Raw genomic sequence first — 20,424 nt, 5'->3', positions numbered from 1 at the left:
TCAGCCGGCCGTGCTGACGGTCGCCTGAGCGACCCGCGTTTTCAAAAATTCGATCGCTTTCGCCCGCGACTGGCGCGCTTCAGGGAGAAAGCTCATCAGCTGCCAGGCGTGCGGCGCGCAAGGCCAGATCTCGAGCTGCGCGTCGACCCCCGCCTGCCGCGCGCGCGCGACGAGCCGCGTCGAATCATCTCTCAGCACTTCGTCCGCGCCGACATGAACGAGCATCGGCGGCAGGCGGGAGAGATCGGCGTAGATCGGCGACGCAAGCGGATTTCTGGCGCTTTGGCGTCCCAGCACGGCGCGAGCGCCGAGCAGAATGTCCTTGCGCGTGAACAGCGGGTCACGATTTTCATTCTCGCGCATCGAGGCGCCGGTCGCGGCGAGATCGACCCAGGGCGAGGACAGCGCCGCGGCGACGGGCGGCCGCAAGCCTTCCTCGTGGATGCGCAGCATCAGCGAGACCGCAAGCCCGCCGCCGGCCGAATCGCCGACGATGACGAAGGGTCCCGGCCGCGTCTCAATGAGGGTCCGATAGGCGCGCAAGACATCTTCGAGCGCGGCCGGAAAAACATGCTCCGGCGCGAGCCGATAGGCCGGCGCAAAGACATCGAAGCCCGCGCGCGCGAACGCGCGCGAAGCATAGCGAAACAGCCGCGGCGACCCGATGAGAAAGGCGCCGCCGTGAAGATAGAGCAGCGTCGCAATCGCGCTCCCTGAAGCAGGAGTCCAATCGCCAGGAATCTGTGCCGCGAAAGGCGCGCGCCGTTCGGGAGACAGCGTCTCGACGAGCTGCTGGAGGCCGCGCAAAGGCGCCGTCAGCGCCAAGATGCGCGGCTTAACGAAACGGCGAAGGAACGCAACGGTCCGCCGCGTCGCCGCGCTCGCGCCGCCAGCGCTCATTTTACGGCGGTCGGCTTCGCCGGCGCGGACGCGCTCGAGAGATAATCGAGCGAGGGATCGTTCAATCCCGCTTCGCGCGATTTGTCTCGCCACTCGCGCGCCTCGGCGAGATTGGCCTCGACCCCGAGGCCTTCGGCGAGAATATGGGCGAGACGGTTTTGCGCGACGGCGTTGCCCTTCGCCGCCGCTTTGCGAAACCATTGCGCGGCGGCGGCGCGGTCGCGTGGCGCGCCGACGCCATTGAACTGGAGAACGGCGAACTCGACCATCGCCGGCGCGAAGTCCAGTTCAGCGGCGCGCCTGAACCACTCCGCGGCTTCGCGCTCGTCCTTCGGGACGCCTCTGCCGGTTTTGTAAAGTAGCCCAAGCGCGTAGAGCGAGTCGGCGTCGCCCTTCGCCGCCGCGCGACGGAAATAGTCCGCCGCTCTGCCGAAGTCGGAAGGCGCGCCCTCATTTTCGAGGGCGAGTTCCCCGATCAGATGGAGAGCGGCGGGATGATCCTGCGTCGCGGCCTTTTCGAGATAGACGCGGGCGACGGCGCGGTTCTTCGGCGCGCCGGCGCCATTGAGAGCCGCAGCGCCATAGAGATAGGCGGCTTCGCGATCGCCGGCGTCGGCGCCCCGCTTGAACCACTCCATCGCGGTCGAGAGGTCGCGACCCACGCCCGCGCCTTCGAGGTAAAGCTGGCCGACGAGAGCGAGCGCGGCCGCGTCCTTCGGATTGGCGGCGATGCGCTTCTTGGCCTCCTTCATCGCGACCAGATAATCCCCGCGCTGATAGGCGCCGAAGGCGAAGTCTGGCGCGGGCGGCGCATCATTGGCGGCGTGGGCGGCAGGCGCGAGAAAGAGCATGCAACTTGCGATAAACGCCGTCATTGCGAGCGAAGCGAAGCCATCCGGCAGGCATCGTTCGGCTCCTGGATTGCTTCGGCGCGGCGCGCCTCGCAATGACGCGGTCCTCCCTGAGGGACGAGGACGGCTTTGGGCGGCGATCATCCGCGTTCTCCCTTAAGCCTCGCCTGCGCATCCGCCACCGCCGCCGCCGGACCGCGCGCGTCGCTCCAGATGGCGTCGTCGAGCCGCACGAAGTCGGCGCCCGCCTGAACGAGCGGCGCGACATCGTCGAGCGATTCCGCGCGAGCGACGCAAGGCGTGTTGAAAAGCTCCGCCCACCAAGCTACGCGCTCGATGAGCGCTTCACGGTCAAGATCCGAAAACATCACATAGTCGGCGCTCAACTCGCCCGCGCGCATGGCGTCGTCGCGCGTCTCGATATCCCCGGCGCCGACGATGTAGCGCGGCGAGAGTTTCTTGATGGCCTCGGCAAGCGCTTCGCCGCTGCCGGCGACATGGACGCCGTCGGCGCCGGCGCGCAGCGCGACATTGGGCGCCGCCGCGACAAGGACCGCGACGCCCTTATCCTGCGCGCCGGGCGCCAGAGCGCGCACGATCGCTTCCTGGCTGCGCTCGTCGGCATCGGCGAAACGAATGAGCAGGCTCGCGACGTCGCCCGCCGCGAGCGCCTCGTTGAGCGCGGGCGCAAAAGCCGCCGCGTCGGCAAGCGGCGGGGTCGCGAGGTAGAGTCGCGGCGAAATATCGTTCATTTGTCCTTCAATCTGTCGAGCCAGACTTGCGCGGCGGCGCGCACATTGTCGGGCGCCGTTCCACCGAAACTCCTGCGGCTCTGCACCGACTTCTCGACGCCGAGCACGTCGCAAACATCGGCGTTGATGCGCGGTTCGACGCTCCGCATCTCCTCGAGCGTCAAATCCTCAAGACCAACCCCGCGCGCTTCAGCAAGCGCGACGATGCGCCCGGTGACGTGGTGCGCCTCACGAAACGGCAGCGACAGCGCCCGCACCAGCCAGTCGGCGAGGTCGGTCGCGGTCGCATAGCCCGCGCCGGCCGCGGCCTTCATCCGCGCGCGGTCGACGCGCATGTCGCGGACCATCCCGGCGATGGCGGCGATGCAGAGCGATAAGGTGTCGAGCGCGTCGAAGGCGCCTTCCTTGTCCTCCTGCATGTCCTTCGAATAGGCGAGCGGCAGGCCCTTCATGACGACGAGCAGCGCGACAAGCGCGCCGATGACGCGGCCCGATTTGCCGCGCGCGAGTTCGGCGGCGTCGGGATTGCGCTTCTGCGGCATGATCGACGAGCCGGTGGTGAATTTATCGGACAGCGCGATGAAGCCGAATTGCGGCGTCGTCCACAGCACGATCTCTTCGGCGAAGCGCGACAGATGCGTGGCGCAGATCGCCGCCGCGCTCAGCGTCTCCAGAACGAAGTCGCGATCTGAGACGCTGTCGAGCGAATTCGCTGTCGGCCGATCGAAGCCAAGCGCGCGCGCCGTCATCGCGCGGTCGATCGGAAAGCTCGTCCCCGCGAGCGCCGCTGCGCCGAGCGGACATTCGTTCAGGCGCGCGCGCGCGTCGCGAAGACGTCCGCGATCACGGGCGATCATTTCGACATAGGCGAGGAGATGATGGCCGAGCGTCACCGGCTGCGCCGATTGCAGATGCGTGAAGCCGGGCATGACGCTTGCCGCCTCTTCCCGCGCACGGGTCGCCAGCGCCAGCTGCAGATCGGCGAGTTCGGCATCGAGCGCGTCGATCTGATCGCGAATGTAGAGTCGGAAATCGGTCGCCACCTGGTCGTTGCGCGAGCGCGCCGTGTGCAGGCGCCCCGCCGCCGGGCCGATCAGCTCGGCAAGGCGCGACTCGACGTTCATGTGAATGTCTTCGAGCGCGCGCGAGAAATCGAAGCGCTCGTTCTCGATTTCCGCTTTGACTCGCTCCAATCCATCGGCGATCTTCGCCGCGTCGTCGCGCGACACGATCCCCGTTTCGCCGAGCATGGCGACATGGGCGAGCGAGCCGCGGACGTCCTGCAGGCCGAGGCGCTTGTCGAAGTCGATCGAGACATTGATCGCCTCCAGAACCGCGTCGGTTGCGCTTTTGAAGCGCCCGCCCCATATCTTGCTCGACATTTTTAACCTCGGAGCCCACGCCTCATGGCCAAACCGCCGCCGCCCCCGCGATCTTTCCTACTTGTCGTGAAGGCGGCCTCGATAACAATCGCGGCAAGCGTGGCGTTTCTATACGTGATCGGCAGCATGGGCGGCAAGAAACCGCCTGCCGGCGCGGTTGACGAGGGCGTCGGCCCCGCCGGCGAGGCTCAGCAGAGCGCTGCCGCCCCGGCTGAGGGCGACGCCGCATGCGCCGCCTCGGCGAAAATCGCCGCCAATGTGAAGGATCTCGCCAAGGGCGAGGTCGCGGCGATGACGATCGCCACTAAGCCGGAGCCGATGCCGGACTATGCTTTCGACGGGCCCGACGGCGCGCCGGTTTCGCTCGGCTCTTTCAAAGGCAAGACAGCGCTCTTCAATATCTGGGCGACCTGGTGCGTGCCCTGCCGTGCCGAGATGCCGGCGCTCGACAGGCTCCAGGAGGCCTTCGCCGGGCAGAACTTTCAAGTCGTCGCCGTCAACGTCGATACGACCCGTCTTGAAAGGGCGAAGGCGTTTCTCGCCGAGACCGGCGTCAAGTCGCTGACCTATTACGGCGACCCAAAGGCCAACCTCTTCTATGAGCTGAAGCAATCGGGCAAAGCCCTGGGTCTCCCCACCACGCTGCTGATCGGCCCCGACGGCTGCCAGATCGGGCTGATGAACGGTCCCGCCGCCTGGGACAGCGCGGACGCCAAGGCGCTGATCTCCCGCGCGCTCGAGACGCCTCCGAACTGATCGCGCAGTCGGGTCGCTCGGGCCGCCACCACTCTACTTTCGTCATCGACGCCCCCTAGGGGCCGCTGTTTTTTCAAAAGGGAGATCGGCGAATGCATGTTTCGATTGAACAGGCCGACAAGGCGATCGCCGCGGCGCGCCGGAAGGCCATCGAGCTCGGCACACAGATGTGCATCGCCGTCGTGGATTCCGGCGGCGTCCTAAAGGCGTTCGAGCGGATGGACGACGCCTGGGTCGGCAGCATCGACATTGCAATGAAAAAGGCGAAGACCGCCGTCTTCTTCGGCATGCCGACCGGGCAGATCGGCAAGCTGTCGCAACCCGGCGGACCGCTCTACGGCATCGAGCATTCGAATGACGGGCTCATCACCTTTCCCGGCGGACTCCCCATCGTCGATGCTGACGGCGTGATGATCGGCGCCATCGGCGTCAGCGGTTCGGCCGTCGAGAATGATCATGCGGTCGCGCAGGCGGGCGTCGAGACGCTCGGCGTTTGGGATCTTCCCGAGCATCCCTGGCGCACCTGAACCGCCCTCGTTAGTGAGGCCGGTTCTTGGGCTTTTTCCGCTTCGCGCCGGGTTCCGTCCGGGCGCGGGGCTCAGCGCCCCGCTCGGCCGGCGCCGCGGCCGGCGGCGAAGGCTGCGCCGGCGGGGCGGCCTCCTGCGGTGAAGACGGCGCAGCGGATTCAGCCGGCGGCGCGACCTCGGGTTCGGGCGGCGGCGCGCTCGGCGCCCCGCTCTCTTCGACGGGCTGCGCATCGGGCGCGGCCGGCGGCTGGGACCGCGAGGCGGCGAACCACCACGTCGCTGCGGCGAGAGTCAAAATCGCGAGCGCCACCAAAAAGGCGATCCCGCCCCCACCCCCGCCGGAGCGTCGTGGCGGCGGCGGATCGGATGCGGGCCGCGGCGGCGGCGTTTGCACGCTCCTCTTTGTGAGGACCGGCGCGCGTCGCGCAGACGAATCGGGCGAATCAGGCGACACGGCGCGATACTGGCTCCATACCCATGCGGAAGGCGGCGTCTCGCCGCCTCCTCCATTTCGAGAATCCGACATTGGCCCGTCCTCCAGAAGCGAATCGTCTGCGCCGGCCGCTTGCGCATGTTGCCTCGCCTCGGCGAAGCTCACAAGTGCGCTGCAAGCAAGTCCGCCGCGCAGGCGACACAAAGCCAGGAAGCGCGCTATCTAGTCTGGGCCTTACCCCAAATCAGAGCGAGATCGTGCATGACCATTAAAGCTGGAGACCGACTCCCCGACGTGAAGCTGACCGTCATGGGCAAGAATGGACCTGAGCCGGTCGCCACGAAAGACTATTTTGCGGGACGCAGGGTGGCGCTCTTCAGCGTTCCCGGCGCCTATACGCCGACTTGCCACAAGAAACATCTGCCCGGCTTCATCGCCAAGGCGGATGAAATCAAATCCAAAGGCGTGGACGCCGTGGCGGTCACAGCGGTCAATGACATTTTCGCGCTCGACGCCTGGGTGAAGGAGTCGGGCGGCGGCGACAAGATCGACGCGCTCGCCGATGGTTCGGCGACCTTCGCCAAAGCGCTCGGCGTCGAACTCGATCTGACCGACGCGGGGCTTGGCGTGCGCGGCAAGCGCTATTCGGCGCTTATCGACGACGGCGTCGTCAAATGGATCAATGTCGAGGAGAATTCGAGCGAAGCGACGGTCTCGACCGCCGAAGCCACGCTCGCCCATCTCTAGGCGTTCCTTCCCAAGAAACGCGGACCAAGCGGCCGCGATTTCAGCGCTGTGAAGATTGCATCAGCGCCGCGACGCCCGGCAGCGTCTTTCCTTCGAGCCATTCGAGAAAGGCGCCGCCGGCCGTCGACACATAGGAAAATTCCTGCGCGACATGCGCCTGATTGAGCGCCGCCACGGTGTCGCCGCCGCCGGCGATCGAGAGCAGCTTGCCCTCGACGGTGAGCCGCGCCGCGGTCTGCGCGACGGCGTTGGTGCCTTCGTCGAAGGGCGGCAGTTCGAACGCGCCGAATGGGCCGTTCCAAACCAGAGTCTTGCACGCAGCGAGCAGCGATTCGACATGGGCGATCGATTTCGGCCCGACGTCGAGGATCATGTCGTTTTCGCCGACATGATCGACCGAGACGATATGCGACGGCGCATGCGCCTCGAATTTTTGCGCAACCGCGGCGTCGATCGGCAGCACGACGTCGCAGCCGGCTTTCTCTGCTTTGACGAGGATTTCCCGCGCGGCCCCCGCGAGATCATGTTCGCACAGCGACTTGCCGACAGCTTTGCCTTGCGCCGCAAGGAAGGTGTTCGCCATGCCGCCGCCGATGACGAGATATTCGACCTTCGCGACGAGATTGCCCAGGAGTTCGAGCTTCGTCGACACTTTCGCGCCGCCAACGATCGCCATGACCGGCCGCTGCGGATTGGCGAGCGCGGATTGCAACGCTTCGAGTTCCGCCTGCATGGCGCGGCCGGCATAGGCCGGCAGTCTGTGGGCTATCCCTTCAGTCGACGCGTGCGCGCGGTGCGCCGCCGAAAAGGCGTCGCTGACGAAGATGTCGCCGCTCTTGGCGAGCGCGTCGATAAAGTCGGCGGCGTTCTTTTCTTCGCCCTTGTGGAACCGGGTGTTCTCGAGCAAGGCGACGTCGCCGTCCTTGAGCCCGTCGACGATCTTCGCTGCGGCGTCGCCGACGCAGTCGTCGGCGAAAGCGATCTTGCGTTTGAGAAAATGTTCGAGCGTCGGGATGACCTGGCGCAGCGAATCCGCGTCGACGCGCTGGCCCTTCGGTCGGCCGAAATGCGAAAGCAGAATGACCCTGCCGCCTTTTTCCACGATCTCGTTGATCGTCGGCAGCGCACGCTCGATGCGCGTCGCGTCGGTGACGCGCCCATCCTCCATCGGCACGTTCAAATCGACACGCAGCAGCACGCGCTTTCCTTTGACGTCGACGTCGTCGAGAGTGTGGAAAGCGGTCATGTCGGGCGTCCAATCGCGGCTTGGAAAGGCAAACGCGGACCCGAAGGTCCGCGCCGGCATGGTGGAACAATGCTTACAGAAGCTTGCCGATCACGCTCGCCACATCGGTCATGCGGCCGGAGAAGCCCCATTCATTGTCGTACCAGGACAGGATCGACACGAGATTGCCGTCCAGGACCTTGGTCTGGTCGAGATGGAAGCAGGACGAGAGCGGATTGTGGTTGAAGTCGATCGACACGAGCTTCTCGCTCGTATAGCCGAGCACGCCCTTGAGCGGGCCGTCGGCGGCGGCCTTGATCGCGGCGTGCACCTCGTCCTTCGTCGTCGCCCGCTTGGCGACAAACTTCAGATCGACCGCCGAGACGTTGGGCGTCGGCACGCGAATGGCGTAGCCGTCGAGCTTGCCGTTCAGCTCCGGCAGCACGAGTCCGACGGCCTTCGCCGCGCCTGTCGAGGTCGGGATCATCGACAGCGCCGCCGCGCGGGCGCGGTACAGATCCTTATGCATCGTGTCGAGCGTCGGCTGATCGCCCGTATAGGCGTGGATCGTCGTCATGATCCCCTTCTCGATGCCGATCGCATCATGCAGCACCTTGGCGACCGGCGCGAGACAGTTCGTCGTGCAGGACGCGTTGGAGATCACGAGATGATCCTTGGTGATCTTATCGTGATTGACGCCATAGACGACCGTAATGTCGGCGCCTTCGGCGGGCGCTGAAACCAGCACGCGCTTCGCGCCCGCGTCGAGCAGCAATTTCGCCTTGTCGCGCGCCGTGAAAAGCCCAGTGCATTCCAGCGCGATGTCGATCTTGAGGTCCTTGTAGGGGAGCTCGGCCGGATTCTTGATGGCGGTCACCTGGATCGGGCCGCGGCCGACGTCGATCGTGTCTCCGGCGACTTTCACCTCATGCGGAAAGCGGCCGTGCACTGAATCATATCGCAACAGATGCGCATTGGTCTCGACCGGGCCGAGATCGTTGATGGCGACGACTTCGAGGTCCGTGCGTCCGGTCTCGATGATATAGCGCAGGATGTTGCGGCCGATGCGCCCGAACCCGTTGATCGCCACTCTCACGGTCATTTGGAAAATCTCCTTGCGCCGCCGGAACTCCGCGGCCCTCGCCATCGAGCCTGTGGGCTCTGGAGGCGAGCGTGTGATAGCACCTCGCGCCCCCCTGTCAACGCGCCAAGGTCGCGCCAATTGGCGCGGTTTCGATTTGCGCGATTCATGCTAGGAACAGGCTGGCAAGCGAATCGTTCGGCGCGGTCGCCGCGCCGCAAAGCCATGCACATTCTGCGACCGGCGATGACCCATTCAGATAAGCGCGACGAAGAAAACGCCAAGAGGCTCGAGGCCGCCGTCGCCGAGCTGCAGACGGCGCTCGCTCAGCTGGAGCGCACTGTCACCGCAAAGCTCGAAGACGAGCTGTCCAGCGCCGAACTCGAAGAAGAACTCGCCGTCATGCAAGACGATCGGTCGCGTCTCGCCCTCGATCTCGACGCCGCGTTAGCGCGGCAGAACGCCCTGGAGAAGAGCCGCGACGAGGTGCTGCGAAGGCTTGAAGCCGCGAGCGAAGGCGTCGCCGCGGCGCTCGGCGCGGCGGGCCTCGCCTCGACCCAAGAGGATTGACATGGCCGCCGTCGTCGTCGCCATCGCCGGTCGCACCTATCGCATGTCCTGCGAGGAGGGCGAAGAGCAGCGCATCGAAGAGCTCGCGCGTTACGTGGAAAGCAAGATCCAGTCGATGCGCGAGAGCTTCGGCGAGATCGGCGAGCAGCGCATCATCGTGATGGCCGCGCTCGCAATCGCCGACGAGGCGACGGACGCACGCGCCAAAGCGCAGGCGACGGAAGCCGAGTTCGCTGCGCTGCGCGCTGAGCTCGACGCCGCGCGGAAGGCGAGCGACGCGGCGTCGGCGCGCGCCGCCAAGGCGCTTGGCGACGCGACGCGTCGGATCGTGAAGCTCAATGGCGAACTGTCGCCGCCCGCCGCATCGCCGGACGATGGTCTCTAGGTCCAGGATGCGGCGCTGAAAACCGCCAGTTGAGCCTCGAAGGCACGCTTGTATGCGGGCCGCGCTTCACCGCGGGCGACATAGGCGGAGAGGTTCGGGTATTGGTCCAGCAGACCCGACGCTTTCAACCTGAGCAGCACCGACGCCATCATCAGATCGCCGGCGCTGAACGGACCATCGAGCCAGTCGGCATCGCCAAGGCGAAGGGAAAGTTGGCCCAGCCGATCACGGACGCGATCCTCGACGAGAGGCAGACGCTGCTCGTACCAGGCCTCCTCGCGCTCCAGAAGCCTGGCGATTGCAAGATCAATGATTGGCGGCTCCATCGTGCTGAGCGCCGCAAACATCCATGTGATCGCGCGCGCCCGGGCATTTGCATCGTCTGGCAGCAGGCCAGCATGGCGCTCCGCGATATGGAACACGATCGCCCCCGACTCGAATAGGGCGAGACCGCCTTCTTCATAGGTCGGAATCTGCCCGAAAGGATGAAGCGCGAGATGCGCCGGTTCCTTCATCGCTTTGAATGAAAGAAGACGAACGTCGTAGGGCTGGCCCACTTCTTCGAGCGCCCACCGAACGCGCATGTCCCGCGCCAATCCCTTGCCGCCATCGGGCGACCGTTCAAAGGCGGTAATTGTGGGGTCATTGGAAAGCCCTACGGACAGCCGCCCGTCTCCTCAACTCATCGACGGCACACTCGGTCAATGAGTCCTGACCCCGGATTGCCCGCTTAAGATTACTTCGTCACGCCCCAATCTTCGAAACTCGGGTCGCGCTTGGCTTTTTCGAGATTGTCCGCCTGTTCCGACAATTGATAATTCCGGTTTTGCGCCGCCATGGCCTCGGCGCCGTCCTTGAGGATCGCGATCTTCATCTGCTCTGTGGCGAGGCGATTGAGCTCATTGATCCACTGGTTGAGAGCGAGCAGCAAGTTGCGTTTGCGCTCTCGTTGAATGTCGTGCGACGAATCATTGTTCTCGGACAGCGCGAGTTCTTGCTGAGTTTCGGCGATCATCGCATCGAGCTTCTTGACCTTCTCCTCCGCCGCCGCGACCTGGTCCGGAGCGTCGGACTTGGCTTTTTCGAGCGCCGCTTCGGCGTCAGCGCGCGCCTTCTTGAGATTGTCGAGGCCGTTCTGCAGCCATTTCGACTGGATCTTCAGGAGCGAGTCGCGCGGAACCCCGCTGAGGCTCAGCGAATTCGGAATGGGAAAATATTCGCCAAGCTGCGCGGCGCCAGCCGGCGCCGCAGAAATCGCGCAGGCGAGCAGGCCACAGAGAACGGCGCCGGCCAACGTCCTGCGGACGCTAACCGTTTTGCTGATGAAGCTCATGATTTTCTCCCGCTATGCTGCGCTTTTTTCGCGCGCTTTTCTTTGCGCAAACTGAGCCATCATATGACGTCTGGCAAGCCCCGGCGCGGCGCGGCGACCTAAAGGAGTCGCGCGCCGCGCTTGACTGCCTCTGCGCTTCGCGCCAGCCTACGTCCGCCGGGGGAGCCCGCCCGGCGGCGCTCCAACGACGCCGCCACGGGGCTGAGAGGCCGCAAGACGCGCGAAAACGCGGGGGGCGGCGACCCTTCGAACCTGATCCAGTTGAGACTGGCGGAGGGATGGTGTCAGCGAAATTTCCCGAAAGGCGGCGCTCATGCTCGCGCGCGTGATTGGCGCCGGCGTCGCCGGACTCTGCGCCGCCTATGCGCTCGCCAGGAAAGGCGTGGACGTGGAGATCGTCGAGCGCGAGTCTGCGCCGGGCCTCGGCTGCTCGCGCTTCGCCGGCGGCATGATCGCGCCCTGGTGCGAACTGGAAAGCGCCGAGCCCCTGGTCGCGACGCTCGGCGAAGAAGCGCTCGACTTCTGGTCGCGCGAGCTCGGCGTCGCGACGGTCGCCGGCAGTCTTGTCGTGACGCCGGCTCGGGAGCGGGCAGAGCTCGCCGACTTCGCCCGACGCACGCGCAATTTCGAATCGCTGGACGCAAAGGCGATCGCGGCGCTTGAGCCAGATCTCACCGGGCGCTTCGACGCCGCGTTGTTTTTTCGGCAAGAAGCGCATCTCGATCCCCGGGCGGCGCTCATCGCGCTGACCGAGCGCCTCGCGAAACTGCCGAATGTGACGCTGCAGTTTCAGCAGGACGCCGCCGGACTGGAGACGATCCCGGATTGGATAATCGACTGCCGCGGCTTCGCGGCGCGCGACGCGCTTCCCGGCCTGCGCGGCGTGAAGGGCGAAATGCTGATCCTGCGCAGCGAGGAGATTTCCCTGGCGCGTCCGGTGCGCATGCTGCATCCGCGCCGGCCGGTTTATGTCGTGCCGCGCGGCGACGGGCTGTTCATGGTCGGCGCGACGATGATCGAGAATGAGGAGCGCGCGCGGGTCACCGCGCGGTCGGTCGTCGAACTCATCAACTCCGCCTTTGCGGTCCACCCGGCCTTCGCCGAGGCCGAAATTGTCGAGACCGGCTCGGACCTCCGACCCGCTTTCGCCGACAATCTGCCACGTCTTTTGAAGCGGGGTCGCACTCTCTATATCAATGGGCTCTACCGCCACGGATTCCTGCTTGCGCCGGCGCTGGCGCGCCGCGCGGCTGAGGTCATTGTAAACGACGGACATTTCCCAGAGGTGATGGATGCTGATTCAAATCAACGGGCGGCCGCAGGATGTGAGCGCGACGACGTTGCAAATGCTGCTGGACGAACTGGGGTATGATGAAAAGACCGTCGGCACCGCTCTGAATCAGGAGTTCGTGCGCGCCAGGGACCGCGCCGAGACGCGGCTTCGCGAAGGCGACGCCGTTGAGATCGTGACGCCGAGACAGGGCGGGTGAGCGAGTTTGATGCATGAATGACCCGGTGACGCTTTACGACGGCGCGGTGGCCTCGCGGCTGCTGCTCGGCACTGCGCGCTATCCCTCGCCAGCCATCCTCGCCGAGGCCATTCGCGCATCGGGATGCGAGATCGTCACCGTCTCGCTCCGGCGCGAGGCCGGCGGGGCGCGCGCGGGCGAGGCTTTCTGGAGCCTCATCCGCGACGTCGGCGTGCGCGTGCTCCCCAATACCGCCGGCTGCCGCACCGCCAAGGAGGCGATCGCGACCGCGCAAATGGCGCGCGAAGTCTTCGCGACTGACTGGATCAAGCTCGAAGTCATCGGCGAGGAGGACACGTTACAGCCTGACGTCTTCGGGCTGGTCGAGGCGGCGCGCGCGCTCGCCGATGACGGCTTCAAGGTCTTTCCCTACACGACCGACGATCTGGTGGTGGCGGAAAAGCTGCTCGACGCCGGCTGCCGCGTGCTGATGCCCTGGGCGGCGCCGATCGGCTCCGGGCGCGGGGTCAACAACGCTTTCGCCTTGCGGGCGCTGCGCGCGCATTTTCCCGACACCCCGCTCATCGTCGACGCGGGTCTTGGCGCGCCGTCTCACGCGGCGCTCGTTATGGAGATGGGCTATGACGCGGTGTTGCTCAACACCGCCGTTTCCCGCGCCGGCGACCCCGTTTTGATGGCGCGGGCCTTCGCCCTCGCGATCGAAGCCGGCCGCGCCGGTTTTCGCGCGCAGCCGATGACGCCGCGCGACATGGCGGAGCCTTCGACGCCCATCATTGGCCGTCCCTTCGACAGACTGGCGTAGGAATAGCCAGTGGCGGCGCTGAGGCTCGATCCCTTCTATCTCATCGTCGACGACGCCGATTGGCTTTCCCGCCTGCTGCCGCAGGGCGTTAAGCTCGTACAGCTGCGGGTGAAGGACCGCTCCGAGGCTGACGTGCGGGCGCAGATCGCGACAGCGCGGAAGACGTGCGCGCGACATGGCGCGCAGCTCGTCGTCAACGACTACTGGCGGCTCGCGATGGAGGAAGGCTGCGACTTCGTCCACCTCGGCCAGGGCGATCTCGACGCGGCGGACATCCCGGCGTTGCGCCGCGCCGGCGTCAGGATCGGCGTTTCGACGCATGACGGAGCCGAACTTGGCCGGGCGCTATCGCTCGAGGCGGATTATGTCGCGCTCGGCCCGATCTATCCTACGCTTCTGAAACAAATGGCCTTTGCGCCGCAGGGCCTCGCCCGGCTGGGCGCCTGGAAGGCGCAGATCGGCGCGCCGCCTCTCGTCGCCATCGGCGGACTGACGCCGCAACGCGCCATCGCCGCGCTTGCCGCGGGCGCCGACAGCGCCTGCGTCGTCACCGACATTTTGCGCAACGCCGAACCAGAGGCGCGCGCGCGGGAATGGCTCTCCGCGACGCAACCATGGCGTGAGCGCGAGGGCTTTTTCGCGCCCGACTACAACGGCGCGAGCGTGTGTCCATCGCCCAATCATGGCGCGCGGCTGCGGCCGATTTCGTCGCTGGTGCTTCACTATACGGGGATGCCGACGGCGGAATCGGCGCTCGCCCTGCTCTGCAGTTCGCGCTCGGAGGTCTCGGCGCATTATTTCGTCGAGGAGGATGGTCGCGTGCTGCAGCTCGTGCCGGAGTCGCGGCGCGCCTGGCATGCCGGAAAAAGCGTCTGGGCCGGCGAAACCGACATGAACTCCGCCTCGATCGGAATTGAGATCGTTCATCCCGGCCACGACGACCCACGTCCCTATTCGGCGGCGCAAATCGAGGCGACGGCCGCGCTCGCCAAGGACATTTGCCGGCGCCATGCGATACCGCCCGAACGCGTTCTGGCGCATTCCGACATCGCCCCGGGCCGCAAACGGGACCCCGGCGAGTTCTTTCCCTGGGAGGAGCTCGCACGCCGCGGCGTCGGGCGGGTCGCCGATGAGAGTCTCGGCGCTGGCGCGACGACGATCTCGCTTGGCGACGCGGGCGCCAAGGTCGCCTCGCTCCAGCGCGACCTCGCGGCTTATGGCTATGGCGTCGAGCCGACCGGCGTCTATGACGTCCAGACCGTCCAGGCGGTGGAGGCGTTTCAGCGCCACTTCCGCCGCGCGAAGGTCGACGGCCGCGCCGACGGCGACACGCGCGTGGCGCTCGCGAACCTCCTCGCGACATTCGGAGAACGCGTATGAAGGCCGTCGTCGTGACGGGCGCCTCGACCGGGATCGGCGCGGCCTGCGTCAGCCTGTTGGTCGAGAACGGGTTTCTCGTCTTCGCATCGGTCCGTAAGGACTCCGACGCGGCGGCGCTCATTGCGCGTCATGGCGCGTCCGTCGCGCCGCTCCTCTTCGACGTGACCGACGCCCAATCCATCGCGACCGCCGCGCGCGACGTCGGAGCCCGGCTCGGCGACGAAACGCTCGCCGGGCTGGTCAACAACGCCGGCGTCGCCGTCCCCGGCCCGCTGCTGCATCTGCCGATCGACGACTTTCGGCGCCAGATCGACGTCAATCTGATCGGCCAGCTTCGAATCATTCAGGCCTTCGCGCCCCTGCTCGGCGCTGGCGCGCAGCGGCGCGGCGCGCCCGGCCGCATCGTCAATATGAGTTCGGTCGCCGGTCGCTTCGCCGCGCCTTTTCTCGGCGCCTACGCCGCCTCGAAATTCGCGTTAGAGGGCATGTCGGACGCGCTGCGCCGCGAGCTGATGGTCTATGGCGTCGACGTCGTCCTGATCGAGCCGGGGATGATCGCGACGCCGATCTGGGATAAAGCCGAAGAGACCGATCTCGCTCTGTTCGAGGGCACAGCCTATGCCGCGCCAGGCCGGAGGATGCTGAAATGGCTTGTCGAGGCAGGCCGCCGCGCGCCAGGCCCAGAAGCCGTGGCGAGGGAAGTGTTGCGGGCGCTGACGGCGCCGCGCCCGCCCATCCGCATCCCAATCGTCAGGAATCGCTTTACGGACTACACGCTACGCAGCCTATTGCCGGCGCGGTTCGTCGACTGGCTGACGGCGCGCCGGCTCGGCCTGCTGCCGAAATAGGCGACCCCCTTGGGACGATCCTTCCGATCGTCCGCAACGATGTTGAGCTGAAAAGGAGAGGCTATGTCCAACGCCAATGACTGTGGCGCGCCGCAAAAACATGGCGCGGTGTGCTGGAGCGAACTCAATGTCCACGATGTCGAGCGGGCGAAGAAGTTTTACAGCGAAACTCTTGGCTGGAGCTTCGAGGGAATGCCCATGGACGGCGCCACATACTGGATCATCAGTTCGCAGGGCGCGCAGGTCGGCGGCATGTTCGAGATGAAAGCCCCGGAATTGGCGAGCGTTCCAGAACACTGGCTGACCTATATCGGCGTCGATGACGTCGACGCCCGCCTGGAGAAGGCCAAGGCCGCCGGCGCCACGATCTGCAAGGACGCCTTCGAGATCCCCGGCGTCGGCCGCATGGCCGTGCTGCAGCAGCCGGGCGGTGCCTTCGTCGCCTGGATGACGCCGAAGCCGCCGAGCGCCTAGGCGGAAGGTCTGACCTCATCGCCGTCTAGGGCATGCTCGCCGCGCAAAGATCAGAAAGCGGGGCCATGAGCGTTAAGGCTTCGAATGGCGAAGGCTCGAAGCCCACCGCCAGATAGAAGGCGGCGGCCTCAGCGGATATGGCGTGAACCAAGACGCCTCTGATTCCGATCGCCTCGGCTGCGTGGATGACGCGCTGGGCGGCGTCGCGGACGAGCGCGCGACCAAGACCCTGGTTCTGGCGTGCGCGATCGATCGCCAACCGGCCAAGCACCGCCACCGGAACAGGATCGGGCATATTGCGCCGAAGCCTTGGCGACGCCGTGATAACTGCGACCGCTCCGGAGGCGAGCGCGTAATAGGCGACAACGCGAGAACCCTCGCAGACGACGTAAGTTCGGGACGCGCCGCTCGCCTGATTGGCGCGGGCGCGGCGTCTCAGCCAGTCGTCGAGAGCGGAAACGCCGCAGTCGAAAGCAGAGAGTTCGTCGGCGTCGGATATCGGGCGGGGTGGACTGGGCTTCACTCCCACGGCGCTTTGGTCGTCATCATGCGCCGCAATTTCTCGTTCGGCGCGGGCGGCGCATCGAGGCGTTCGACGAAGCGCGCATAGTCTTCCGAGCTGACATTGAACAGCGTGCGGTCCAGCAACGCGTCTTGGGCGGCGCGGCGGCCGGCGTCGAGCAGAAAATCCGTGCGCGTCTTGCCGAGAAGCGTCGCTGCGCGCGCGATGAGTTCGCGGTCCTCAGGCTTAACTCGAAGATTGAGCGTTTCGCGCTTCGCATCAGGGTTGGCCGCCATGACGGTTTTCTCCAGCAATTCGCTTACTTTTAGCATGACGTAACGACGATGTCATTACCTTCACAAGGTAGCGGATGCCACGTCACAAGCCGCAAACGCCCGATCGCTTACGCTGCCACCACCAGCGAATCGGAGCCGTGGAAAATGTTACATCTATTTGGCGGAGCCTCCTTCAAATTGGAATGTTCTCTGGGTCGGGCATCCCTTGCGCTAAGGGCTAAACTGAATGTTCGACTCCTAGCGTTGGCCGCTGTCGTCGTGGGCGTTGCCGCGATCGCCCTTCGGCATTGGGCGGCTTGACCTCAAACCCGTTACGGGCGACCTATCGGCGTCCGCAACGACCGCCGAAACGACCCCCCATGAACGAAGCCGCATCAGAGACCCGTCTGCCCGACCCGGTCGTCGCCGAACCGGCGCCCCGCCACCGCACGTGCGCGGTGGCTGTTGGCGCGGGCCCCGCCGCGGTGATCGTCGGCGGCGGCGCGCCGGTCGTCGTGCAGTCCATGACCAACACCGACACGGCGGATGTCGAGTCGACCGTGACGCAGGTTCTGGCGCTGGCGCAGCAGGGCTCGGAGCTGGTGCGCATCACCGTCGATCGCGACGAGGCGGCGGCGGCCGTGCCGCATATTTTCGAGAAGCTCGCGCAGAAGGGATGCCACGTCCCGCTCATCGGCGATTTCCACTACATCGGCCACAAGCTGCTCGCCGATCATCCCGCCTGCGGCGAGGCGCTCGCCAAATACCGGATCAATCCGGGCAACGTCGGCTTCAAGGAAAAGAAGGACAAGCAGTTCGCCTCGATCGTTGAACTTGCCGCCAAGCACGGCAAGGCGGTGCGGATCGGCGCCAATTGGGGCTCGCTCGATCAGGAGCTGCTCACCTATCTGATGGACGTCAACGCCGCTTCCGACAGGCCGCTCGACGCGCGCGCCGTGATGCGCGAGGCGCTGACCCGTTCGGCGCTGATGTCGGCGAAGCGCGCCGAGGAGATCGGCCTTGCGAAGGACCGCATCGTCATTTCGGCGAAGGTCTCGGCGGTGCAGGATCTCATTGCCTGCTACCGGATGCTCGCGCAGCGCAGCGACTATGCGCTGCATCTTGGCCTCACCGAGGCCGGCATGGGCTCGAAGGGCGTCGTCGCGTCCTCGGCCGCGCTCGGCGTGCTGCTGCAGGACGGCATCGGCGATACGATCCGCGTGTCGCTGACGCCGGAGCCCGGCGGCGACCGCGCGCTCGAAGTGCGCGTCGCGCAGGAAATTCTGCAGACCATGGGCTTTCGCACCTTCGTGCCGCTCGTCGCGGCCTGCCCCGGGTGCGGGCGCACCACCTCGACCGTCTTTCAGGAACTCGCGCGCGACATCCAAGCGCATATCCGCGAGCGGATGGCGGCCTGGCGCGCGCAATATCCAGGCGTCGAGACGCTCAATGTGGCGGTGATGGGCTGTATCGTGAACGGTCCCGGCGAGTCGAAACACGCTGACATCGGCATTTCGCTGCCCGGCACCGGGGAGACTCCGTCCGCGCCCGTCTTCATCGACGGCAAGAAGGCGATGACGTTGCGCGGCGAGGGCATCGCCGAGGAGTTCACCCGCATCGTCGACGATTATATCGTGCGCCGCTTCGGCGGCGGCGCGAAAGGCGAAGCGGCGGAGTAGGCTACGCCGTCGTCTCTCGCGCGCGTCATGGCCGGGCTTGTCCGGCCATCCACGCAAAGAAGCGCGATGACGACGTGGATGCCCGCGACAAGCGCGGGCATGACGCGCGAAATGTCAAAGCTGCGCGCCGTTTGACGCCGATTCGAGCGCCTCCGCCGCCTTTCGCAGATCGCGCCAGGCGGCGGGCTTCAACGCCGCGCTTTTCAGCATCGCCTCGAGACTGGAAAAAACGAAGGCGCGCGCGACATGCGCGCCGCAACGCGCTTCGAACGCCTTGCCGCGCAGCTTTCCCACCGGCTCGTTCGTCGTCAGCATGATCCGCGCCGGCGCTTCGCCAAAAATCAGCAGAACGTCCGGCCGCGCCAATTCGACCCTGCGGCGCGCGAATGGCGCGAAGATCGCCGCTTCATGCGGGCTCAGCGCGCGATCGCCAGGCGGGCGCCAGGGCGAGACATAGGCGAGAGTGGCGCTGGAGCGATCAAAGCCGATCGCCGCCAGCATATTGTCGAGGAGTTTCGCCGAAAGCCCGCTGAACGCCTCGCCGCTTGTTTCTTCCGTCACGCCCGGCGCGGCATCGAAGGCGATGAGACGCGCGGCGGGCGCGCCGGCGCCGAACAGAAAATGCTGCGCCATGTCGCGAAACGGCGCGTGCGGAAAATCGGCCAGACGCGCCGCGAGCTCGTCAAGATCGCTCGCGCTGGACGCCTCCTGCTCCGCGGCGCGAATGGCTTCATCCGGCGCGGCGATCGGCGCCGCGGCGCGGCGCGGGCGTTCGGCGGCCGTCGGCTGCGGCAAGGTTTGAAGCATCGCCATCGATTCGGCTGGCTCGGTCAGCGACGCCGCGACCGCGCGCGCGCTGTCCGCGTAGCGGTCGTGCGGCGCCTCGTCGAGCGCGAGATCGACGCCGCTTTGAACGTACCAGTCGAGCAAGGCCCTGAGGGCGTTAGCATTTTCCGGAAGGTCGGCGCGCATGACATTGAGACTAAACGAAGCTGGCGCGAGATCAACCGAAGCGGTGTGGAGCCGCACATTTTGCGGCGGCGATTTGCGCAATCTATATTGCGCCAAATCAAAGCTCTTTCTCAATGAGACAGATCGGCCGATGCTCGAGACCGTCGCGATTGCCGAAGACGAACAGGACTTGCGTGAGCTGCTCGCCGAGTTTCTATCGACGAACGGCTATCGCGTTCTCGCGGCGTCGAGCGCCGCGGAATTCCGCGCCATGGTGGAATTCGAGGCGATCGATCTCGCCATTCTTGACATCAACATGCCGGGCGAAGACGGGCTGTCGCTTGCGAGATGGCTGAATGCGCGCGGCTCCACGGGCATCATCTTCGCAACAGCGGTCAATTCGGCGATCGACCGCATCGTTGGGCTCGAATCGGGCGCCGACGACTATGTCACCAAGCCTTATCACATGCGCGAAATGCTGGCGCGTATCCGCGGCCTGCTGCGGCGCAGAAAGATGGTGCGCGCGGCCCTCGCCGGCAAAAGGCTGGCGGCGATCACGTCGATCGACGTCGTCGGCTACACGCGCTTGATTCAATACGACGAGCATAACGGATTGGCGCTCATCGACCGGTTCTTTCGCGATGTCGTCACGCAATCGCTTCCTCGCCGCTCCGGAAGTTTATTCAAGATGCTCGGCGACGGCGCGCTGATCGATTTCGCCAGTGTGCACAACGCGATCGAATGGGCCGTAGAATGCCAGACGGAAACGCGCGCTTATGCGACGGCGCATGGGCACGCGCAAACGCTGCAGTTGCGCATCGGCGTGGCGGTTGGCGACGTGATCGTTCGAAACGGAGACCGCTTCGGCGAAGTCGTGGCGCTCGCCGCGCGCATACAGGAAGCCGCGCCGGCCGGTTCGGTGATGATTTCGGATGTGGCGCACGCTATGACGCGCGGGAATATACGCAAGGACTTCGTGGCGCGACGGCACGCGCTCAAAAACATCGCCGAGCCGATGCAGTTGTGGCTGCACGAGACCTCCAGCGCGGCGCTCAATGAGCGCGCATCAAATTGAGAGAGC

The 20,424-nt window shown here is 65.9% G+C and carries 25 protein-coding genes and 1 riboswitch; of the genes, 13 read left to right on the top strand and 12 right to left on the bottom strand.

Annotated features, from left to right (window positions below):
* From IYW40_RS08805 to argH, 4 genes are all read right to left on the bottom strand, one after another.
* A complete protein-coding gene (locus IYW40_RS08805) occupies nt 1-900 on the bottom strand; it encodes an alpha/beta hydrolase (protein WP_196400295.1) in 900 nt (299 codons plus the stop codon).
* On the bottom strand, nt 897-1,751 hold the full coding sequence (locus tag IYW40_RS08800; protein ID WP_246720728.1) for a tetratricopeptide repeat protein: 855 nt from the start codon (nt 1,749-1,751) through the stop codon (nt 897-899). Before IYW40_RS08800 ends, IYW40_RS08805 begins: the two co-directional genes overlap by 4 nt.
* A gap of 140 nt (nt 1,752-1,891) precedes the next feature.
* Nucleotides 1,892-2,503, bottom strand: coding sequence for a thiamine phosphate synthase (locus IYW40_RS08795; RefSeq protein ID WP_196400293.1), 612 nt, complete (start codon nt 2,501-2,503; stop codon nt 1,892-1,894).
* Nucleotides 2,500-3,885: an argininosuccinate lyase gene (gene argH, locus IYW40_RS08790; RefSeq protein WP_196400292.1), complete on the bottom strand. Its 1,386-nt coding sequence runs from the start codon at nt 3,883-3,885 to the stop codon at nt 2,500-2,502. Before argH ends, IYW40_RS08795 begins: the two co-directional genes overlap by 4 nt.
* Before the next feature lie 24 nt (nt 3,886-3,909).
* Between argH and IYW40_RS08785 the strand changes: the two genes are divergently transcribed.
* A complete protein-coding gene (locus tag IYW40_RS08785; protein WP_196400291.1) occupies nt 3,910-4,641 on the top strand; it encodes a TlpA disulfide reductase family protein in 732 nt (243 codons plus the stop codon).
* 92 nt (nt 4,642-4,733) lie between these two features.
* Nucleotides 4,734-5,168 (top strand): heme-binding protein, encoded by a 435-nt coding sequence (locus tag IYW40_RS08780; RefSeq protein WP_175095031.1) that lies wholly within the window; start codon nt 4,734-4,736, stop codon nt 5,166-5,168.
* A 10-nt stretch (nt 5,169-5,178) separates the two neighbouring features.
* Here the strand turns inward: IYW40_RS08780 and IYW40_RS08775 are convergent, their stop codons facing one another.
* A complete protein-coding gene (locus tag IYW40_RS08775) occupies nt 5,179-5,694 on the bottom strand; it encodes a hypothetical protein (protein ID WP_196400290.1) in 516 nt (171 codons plus the stop codon).
* Between the two features lie 168 nt (nt 5,695-5,862).
* Here IYW40_RS08775 and IYW40_RS08770 point away from each other — a divergent pair, with 168 nt between their 5' ends.
* Entirely contained in the window at nt 5,863-6,348 is a 486-nt protein-coding gene (locus tag IYW40_RS08770; protein WP_175095029.1) for a peroxiredoxin, read from the top strand.
* 40 nt (nt 6,349-6,388) lie between these two features.
* Here the strand turns inward: IYW40_RS08770 and IYW40_RS08765 are convergent, their stop codons facing one another.
* Both IYW40_RS08765 and gap read right to left on the bottom strand, forming a co-directional pair.
* A complete protein-coding gene (locus tag IYW40_RS08765; RefSeq protein WP_196400289.1) occupies nt 6,389-7,594 on the bottom strand; it encodes a phosphoglycerate kinase in 1,206 nt (401 codons plus the stop codon).
* A gap of 73 nt (nt 7,595-7,667) precedes the next feature.
* On the bottom strand, nt 7,668-8,675 hold the full coding sequence (gene gap / locus IYW40_RS08760; RefSeq protein WP_196400288.1) for a type I glyceraldehyde-3-phosphate dehydrogenase: 1,008 nt from the start codon (nt 8,673-8,675) through the stop codon (nt 7,668-7,670).
* Between the two features lie 225 nt (nt 8,676-8,900).
* On the opposite strand from gap, the gene IYW40_RS08755 reads away from it, so the two are divergent.
* Both IYW40_RS08755 and IYW40_RS08750 read left to right on the top strand, forming a co-directional pair.
* Nucleotides 8,901-9,224, top strand: coding sequence for a DUF4164 family protein (locus IYW40_RS08755; protein ID WP_196400287.1), 324 nt, complete (start codon nt 8,901-8,903; stop codon nt 9,222-9,224).
* Nucleotide 9,225: 1 nt separating this feature from the next.
* A complete protein-coding gene (locus IYW40_RS08750; RefSeq protein ID WP_196400286.1) occupies nt 9,226-9,609 on the top strand; it encodes a cell division protein ZapA in 384 nt (127 codons plus the stop codon).
* Here the strand turns inward: IYW40_RS08750 and IYW40_RS08745 are convergent.
* Nucleotides 9,606-10,193 carry a glutathione S-transferase family protein gene (locus IYW40_RS08745; protein ID WP_246720727.1) on the bottom strand — a complete coding sequence of 196 codons (588 nt, stop codon included), beginning with the start codon at nt 10,191-10,193 and terminating at the stop codon, nt 9,606-9,608. The two genes, IYW40_RS08750 and IYW40_RS08745, sit on opposite strands and share 4 nt — an antisense overlap.
* A 152-nt stretch (nt 10,194-10,345) precedes the next feature.
* Nucleotides 10,346-10,942, bottom strand: a complete 597-nt coding sequence (locus tag IYW40_RS08740; protein ID WP_196400285.1) for a hypothetical protein — start codon at nt 10,940-10,942, stop codon at nt 10,346-10,348.
* Nucleotides 10,943-11,104: 162 nt separating this feature from the next.
* Nucleotides 11,105-11,238: riboswitch (TPP riboswitch) on the top strand.
* Nucleotides 11,239-11,255: 17 nt separating this feature from the next.
* On the opposite strand from IYW40_RS08740, the gene IYW40_RS08735 reads away from it, so the two are divergent.
* From IYW40_RS08735 to IYW40_RS08710, 6 genes are all read left to right on the top strand, one after another.
* Nucleotides 11,256-12,314, top strand: coding sequence for an FAD-dependent oxidoreductase (locus tag IYW40_RS08735; protein ID WP_196400284.1), 1,059 nt, complete (start codon nt 11,256-11,258; stop codon nt 12,312-12,314).
* On the top strand, nt 12,289-12,432 hold the full coding sequence (thiS, locus tag IYW40_RS08730; RefSeq protein ID WP_332310760.1) for a sulfur carrier protein ThiS: 144 nt from the start codon (nt 12,289-12,291) through the stop codon (nt 12,430-12,432). The genes IYW40_RS08735 and thiS overlap by 26 nt, the downstream gene beginning before the upstream one ends.
* Nucleotides 12,433-12,445: 13 nt before the next feature.
* Entirely contained in the window at nt 12,446-13,234 is a 789-nt protein-coding gene (locus IYW40_RS08725; RefSeq protein WP_196400283.1) for a thiazole synthase, read from the top strand.
* Nucleotides 13,235-13,243: 9 nt separating this feature from the next.
* Nucleotides 13,244-14,614, top strand: a complete 1,371-nt coding sequence (locus IYW40_RS08720) for a thiamine phosphate synthase (protein WP_196400282.1) — start codon at nt 13,244-13,246, stop codon at nt 14,612-14,614.
* Nucleotides 14,611-15,462, top strand: coding sequence for an SDR family oxidoreductase (locus tag IYW40_RS08715; protein WP_196400281.1), 852 nt, complete (start codon nt 14,611-14,613; stop codon nt 15,460-15,462). Before IYW40_RS08720 ends, IYW40_RS08715 begins: the two co-directional genes overlap by 4 nt.
* Before the next feature lie 63 nt (nt 15,463-15,525).
* Nucleotides 15,526-15,936, top strand: a complete 411-nt coding sequence (locus IYW40_RS08710) for a VOC family protein (RefSeq protein ID WP_196400280.1) — start codon at nt 15,526-15,528, stop codon at nt 15,934-15,936.
* A gap of 25 nt (nt 15,937-15,961) precedes the next feature.
* On the opposite strand, the gene IYW40_RS08705 is transcribed toward IYW40_RS08710, so the two are convergent.
* Nucleotides 15,962-16,435 carry a GNAT family N-acetyltransferase gene (locus tag IYW40_RS08705; RefSeq protein ID WP_348644263.1) on the bottom strand — a complete coding sequence of 158 codons (474 nt, stop codon included), beginning with the start codon at nt 16,433-16,435 and terminating at the stop codon, nt 15,962-15,964.
* Between the two features lie 20 nt (nt 16,436-16,455).
* Entirely contained in the window at nt 16,456-16,734 is a 279-nt protein-coding gene (locus IYW40_RS08700; protein ID WP_196400278.1) for a DUF1778 domain-containing protein, read from the bottom strand.
* A 359-nt stretch (nt 16,735-17,093) separates the two neighbouring features.
* On the opposite strand from IYW40_RS08700, the gene ispG reads away from it, so the two are divergent.
* Nucleotides 17,094-18,392, top strand: coding sequence for a flavodoxin-dependent (E)-4-hydroxy-3-methylbut-2-enyl-diphosphate synthase (gene ispG / locus IYW40_RS08695; RefSeq protein WP_196400277.1), 1,299 nt, complete (start codon nt 17,094-17,096; stop codon nt 18,390-18,392).
* Nucleotides 18,393-18,506: 114 nt separating this feature from the next.
* On the opposite strand, the gene IYW40_RS08690 is transcribed toward ispG, so the two are convergent.
* A complete protein-coding gene (locus IYW40_RS08690) occupies nt 18,507-19,460 on the bottom strand; it encodes a uracil-DNA glycosylase (RefSeq protein WP_246720726.1) in 954 nt (317 codons plus the stop codon).
* A gap of 34 nt (nt 19,461-19,494) precedes the next feature.
* Between IYW40_RS08690 and IYW40_RS08685 the strand changes: the two genes are divergently transcribed.
* On the top strand, nt 19,495-20,418 hold the full coding sequence (locus tag IYW40_RS08685; protein WP_196400276.1) for a response regulator: 924 nt from the start codon (nt 19,495-19,497) through the stop codon (nt 20,416-20,418).
* The last annotated feature ends 6 nt before the right edge of the window (nt 20,419-20,424 follow it).

Source organism: Methylocystis sp. H4A, from assembly GCF_015709545.1.
In the GTDB taxonomy this organism is placed as follows: domain Bacteria; phylum Pseudomonadota; class Alphaproteobacteria; order Rhizobiales; family Beijerinckiaceae; genus Methylocystis; species Methylocystis silviterrae.
This window is presented reverse-complemented; position numbering and strand designations above follow the sequence as displayed.

What these genes read in the sequence shown, in the direction of transcription:
- IYW40_RS08805 (WP_196400295.1), bottom strand. Translation starts at nt 900, where the DNA reads ATGAGCGCTGGCGGCGCGAGCGCGGCGACGCGGCGGACCGTTGCGTTC.
- IYW40_RS08800 (WP_246720728.1), bottom strand. Translation starts at nt 1,751, where the DNA reads ATGCTCTTTCTCGCGCCTGCCGCCCACGCCGCCAATGATGCGCCGCCC.
- IYW40_RS08795 (WP_196400293.1), bottom strand. Translation starts at nt 2,503, where the DNA reads ATGAACGATATTTCGCCGCGACTCTACCTCGCGACCCCGCCGCTTGCC.
- argH (WP_196400292.1), bottom strand. Translation starts at nt 3,885, where the DNA reads ATGTCGAGCAAGATATGGGGCGGGCGCTTCAAAAGCGCAACCGACGCG.
- IYW40_RS08785 (WP_196400291.1), top strand. Translation starts at nt 3,910, where the DNA reads ATGGCCAAACCGCCGCCGCCCCCGCGATCTTTCCTACTTGTCGTGAAG.
- IYW40_RS08780 (WP_175095031.1), top strand. Translation starts at nt 4,734, where the DNA reads ATGCATGTTTCGATTGAACAGGCCGACAAGGCGATCGCCGCGGCGCGC.
- IYW40_RS08775 (WP_196400290.1), bottom strand. Translation starts at nt 5,694, where the DNA reads ATGTCGGATTCTCGAAATGGAGGAGGCGGCGAGACGCCGCCTTCCGCA.
- IYW40_RS08770 (WP_175095029.1), top strand. Translation starts at nt 5,863, where the DNA reads ATGACCATTAAAGCTGGAGACCGACTCCCCGACGTGAAGCTGACCGTC.
- IYW40_RS08765 (WP_196400289.1), bottom strand. Translation starts at nt 7,594, where the DNA reads ATGACCGCTTTCCACACTCTCGACGACGTCGACGTCAAAGGAAAGCGC.
- gap (WP_196400288.1), bottom strand. Translation starts at nt 8,675, where the DNA reads ATGACCGTGAGAGTGGCGATCAACGGGTTCGGGCGCATCGGCCGCAAC.
- IYW40_RS08755 (WP_196400287.1), top strand. Translation starts at nt 8,901, where the DNA reads ATGACCCATTCAGATAAGCGCGACGAAGAAAACGCCAAGAGGCTCGAG.
- IYW40_RS08750 (WP_196400286.1), top strand. Translation starts at nt 9,226, where the DNA reads ATGGCCGCCGTCGTCGTCGCCATCGCCGGTCGCACCTATCGCATGTCC.
- IYW40_RS08745 (WP_246720727.1), bottom strand. Translation starts at nt 10,193, where the DNA reads ATGCGCGTTCGGTGGGCGCTCGAAGAAGTGGGCCAGCCCTACGACGTT.
- IYW40_RS08740 (WP_196400285.1), bottom strand. Translation starts at nt 10,942, where the DNA reads ATGAGCTTCATCAGCAAAACGGTTAGCGTCCGCAGGACGTTGGCCGGC.
- IYW40_RS08735 (WP_196400284.1), top strand. Translation starts at nt 11,256, where the DNA reads ATGCTCGCGCGCGTGATTGGCGCCGGCGTCGCCGGACTCTGCGCCGCC.
- thiS (WP_332310760.1), top strand. Translation starts at nt 12,289, where the DNA reads ATGCTGCTGGACGAACTGGGGTATGATGAAAAGACCGTCGGCACCGCT.
- IYW40_RS08725 (WP_196400283.1), top strand. Translation starts at nt 12,446, where the DNA reads ATGAATGACCCGGTGACGCTTTACGACGGCGCGGTGGCCTCGCGGCTG.
- IYW40_RS08715 (WP_196400281.1), top strand. Translation starts at nt 14,611, where the DNA reads ATGAAGGCCGTCGTCGTGACGGGCGCCTCGACCGGGATCGGCGCGGCC.
- IYW40_RS08710 (WP_196400280.1), top strand. Translation starts at nt 15,526, where the DNA reads ATGTCCAACGCCAATGACTGTGGCGCGCCGCAAAAACATGGCGCGGTG.
- IYW40_RS08700 (WP_196400278.1), bottom strand. Translation starts at nt 16,734, where the DNA reads ATGGCGGCCAACCCTGATGCGAAGCGCGAAACGCTCAATCTTCGAGTT.
- ispG (WP_196400277.1), top strand. Translation starts at nt 17,094, where the DNA reads ATGAACGAAGCCGCATCAGAGACCCGTCTGCCCGACCCGGTCGTCGCC.
- IYW40_RS08685 (WP_196400276.1), top strand. Translation starts at nt 19,495, where the DNA reads ATGCTCGAGACCGTCGCGATTGCCGAAGACGAACAGGACTTGCGTGAG.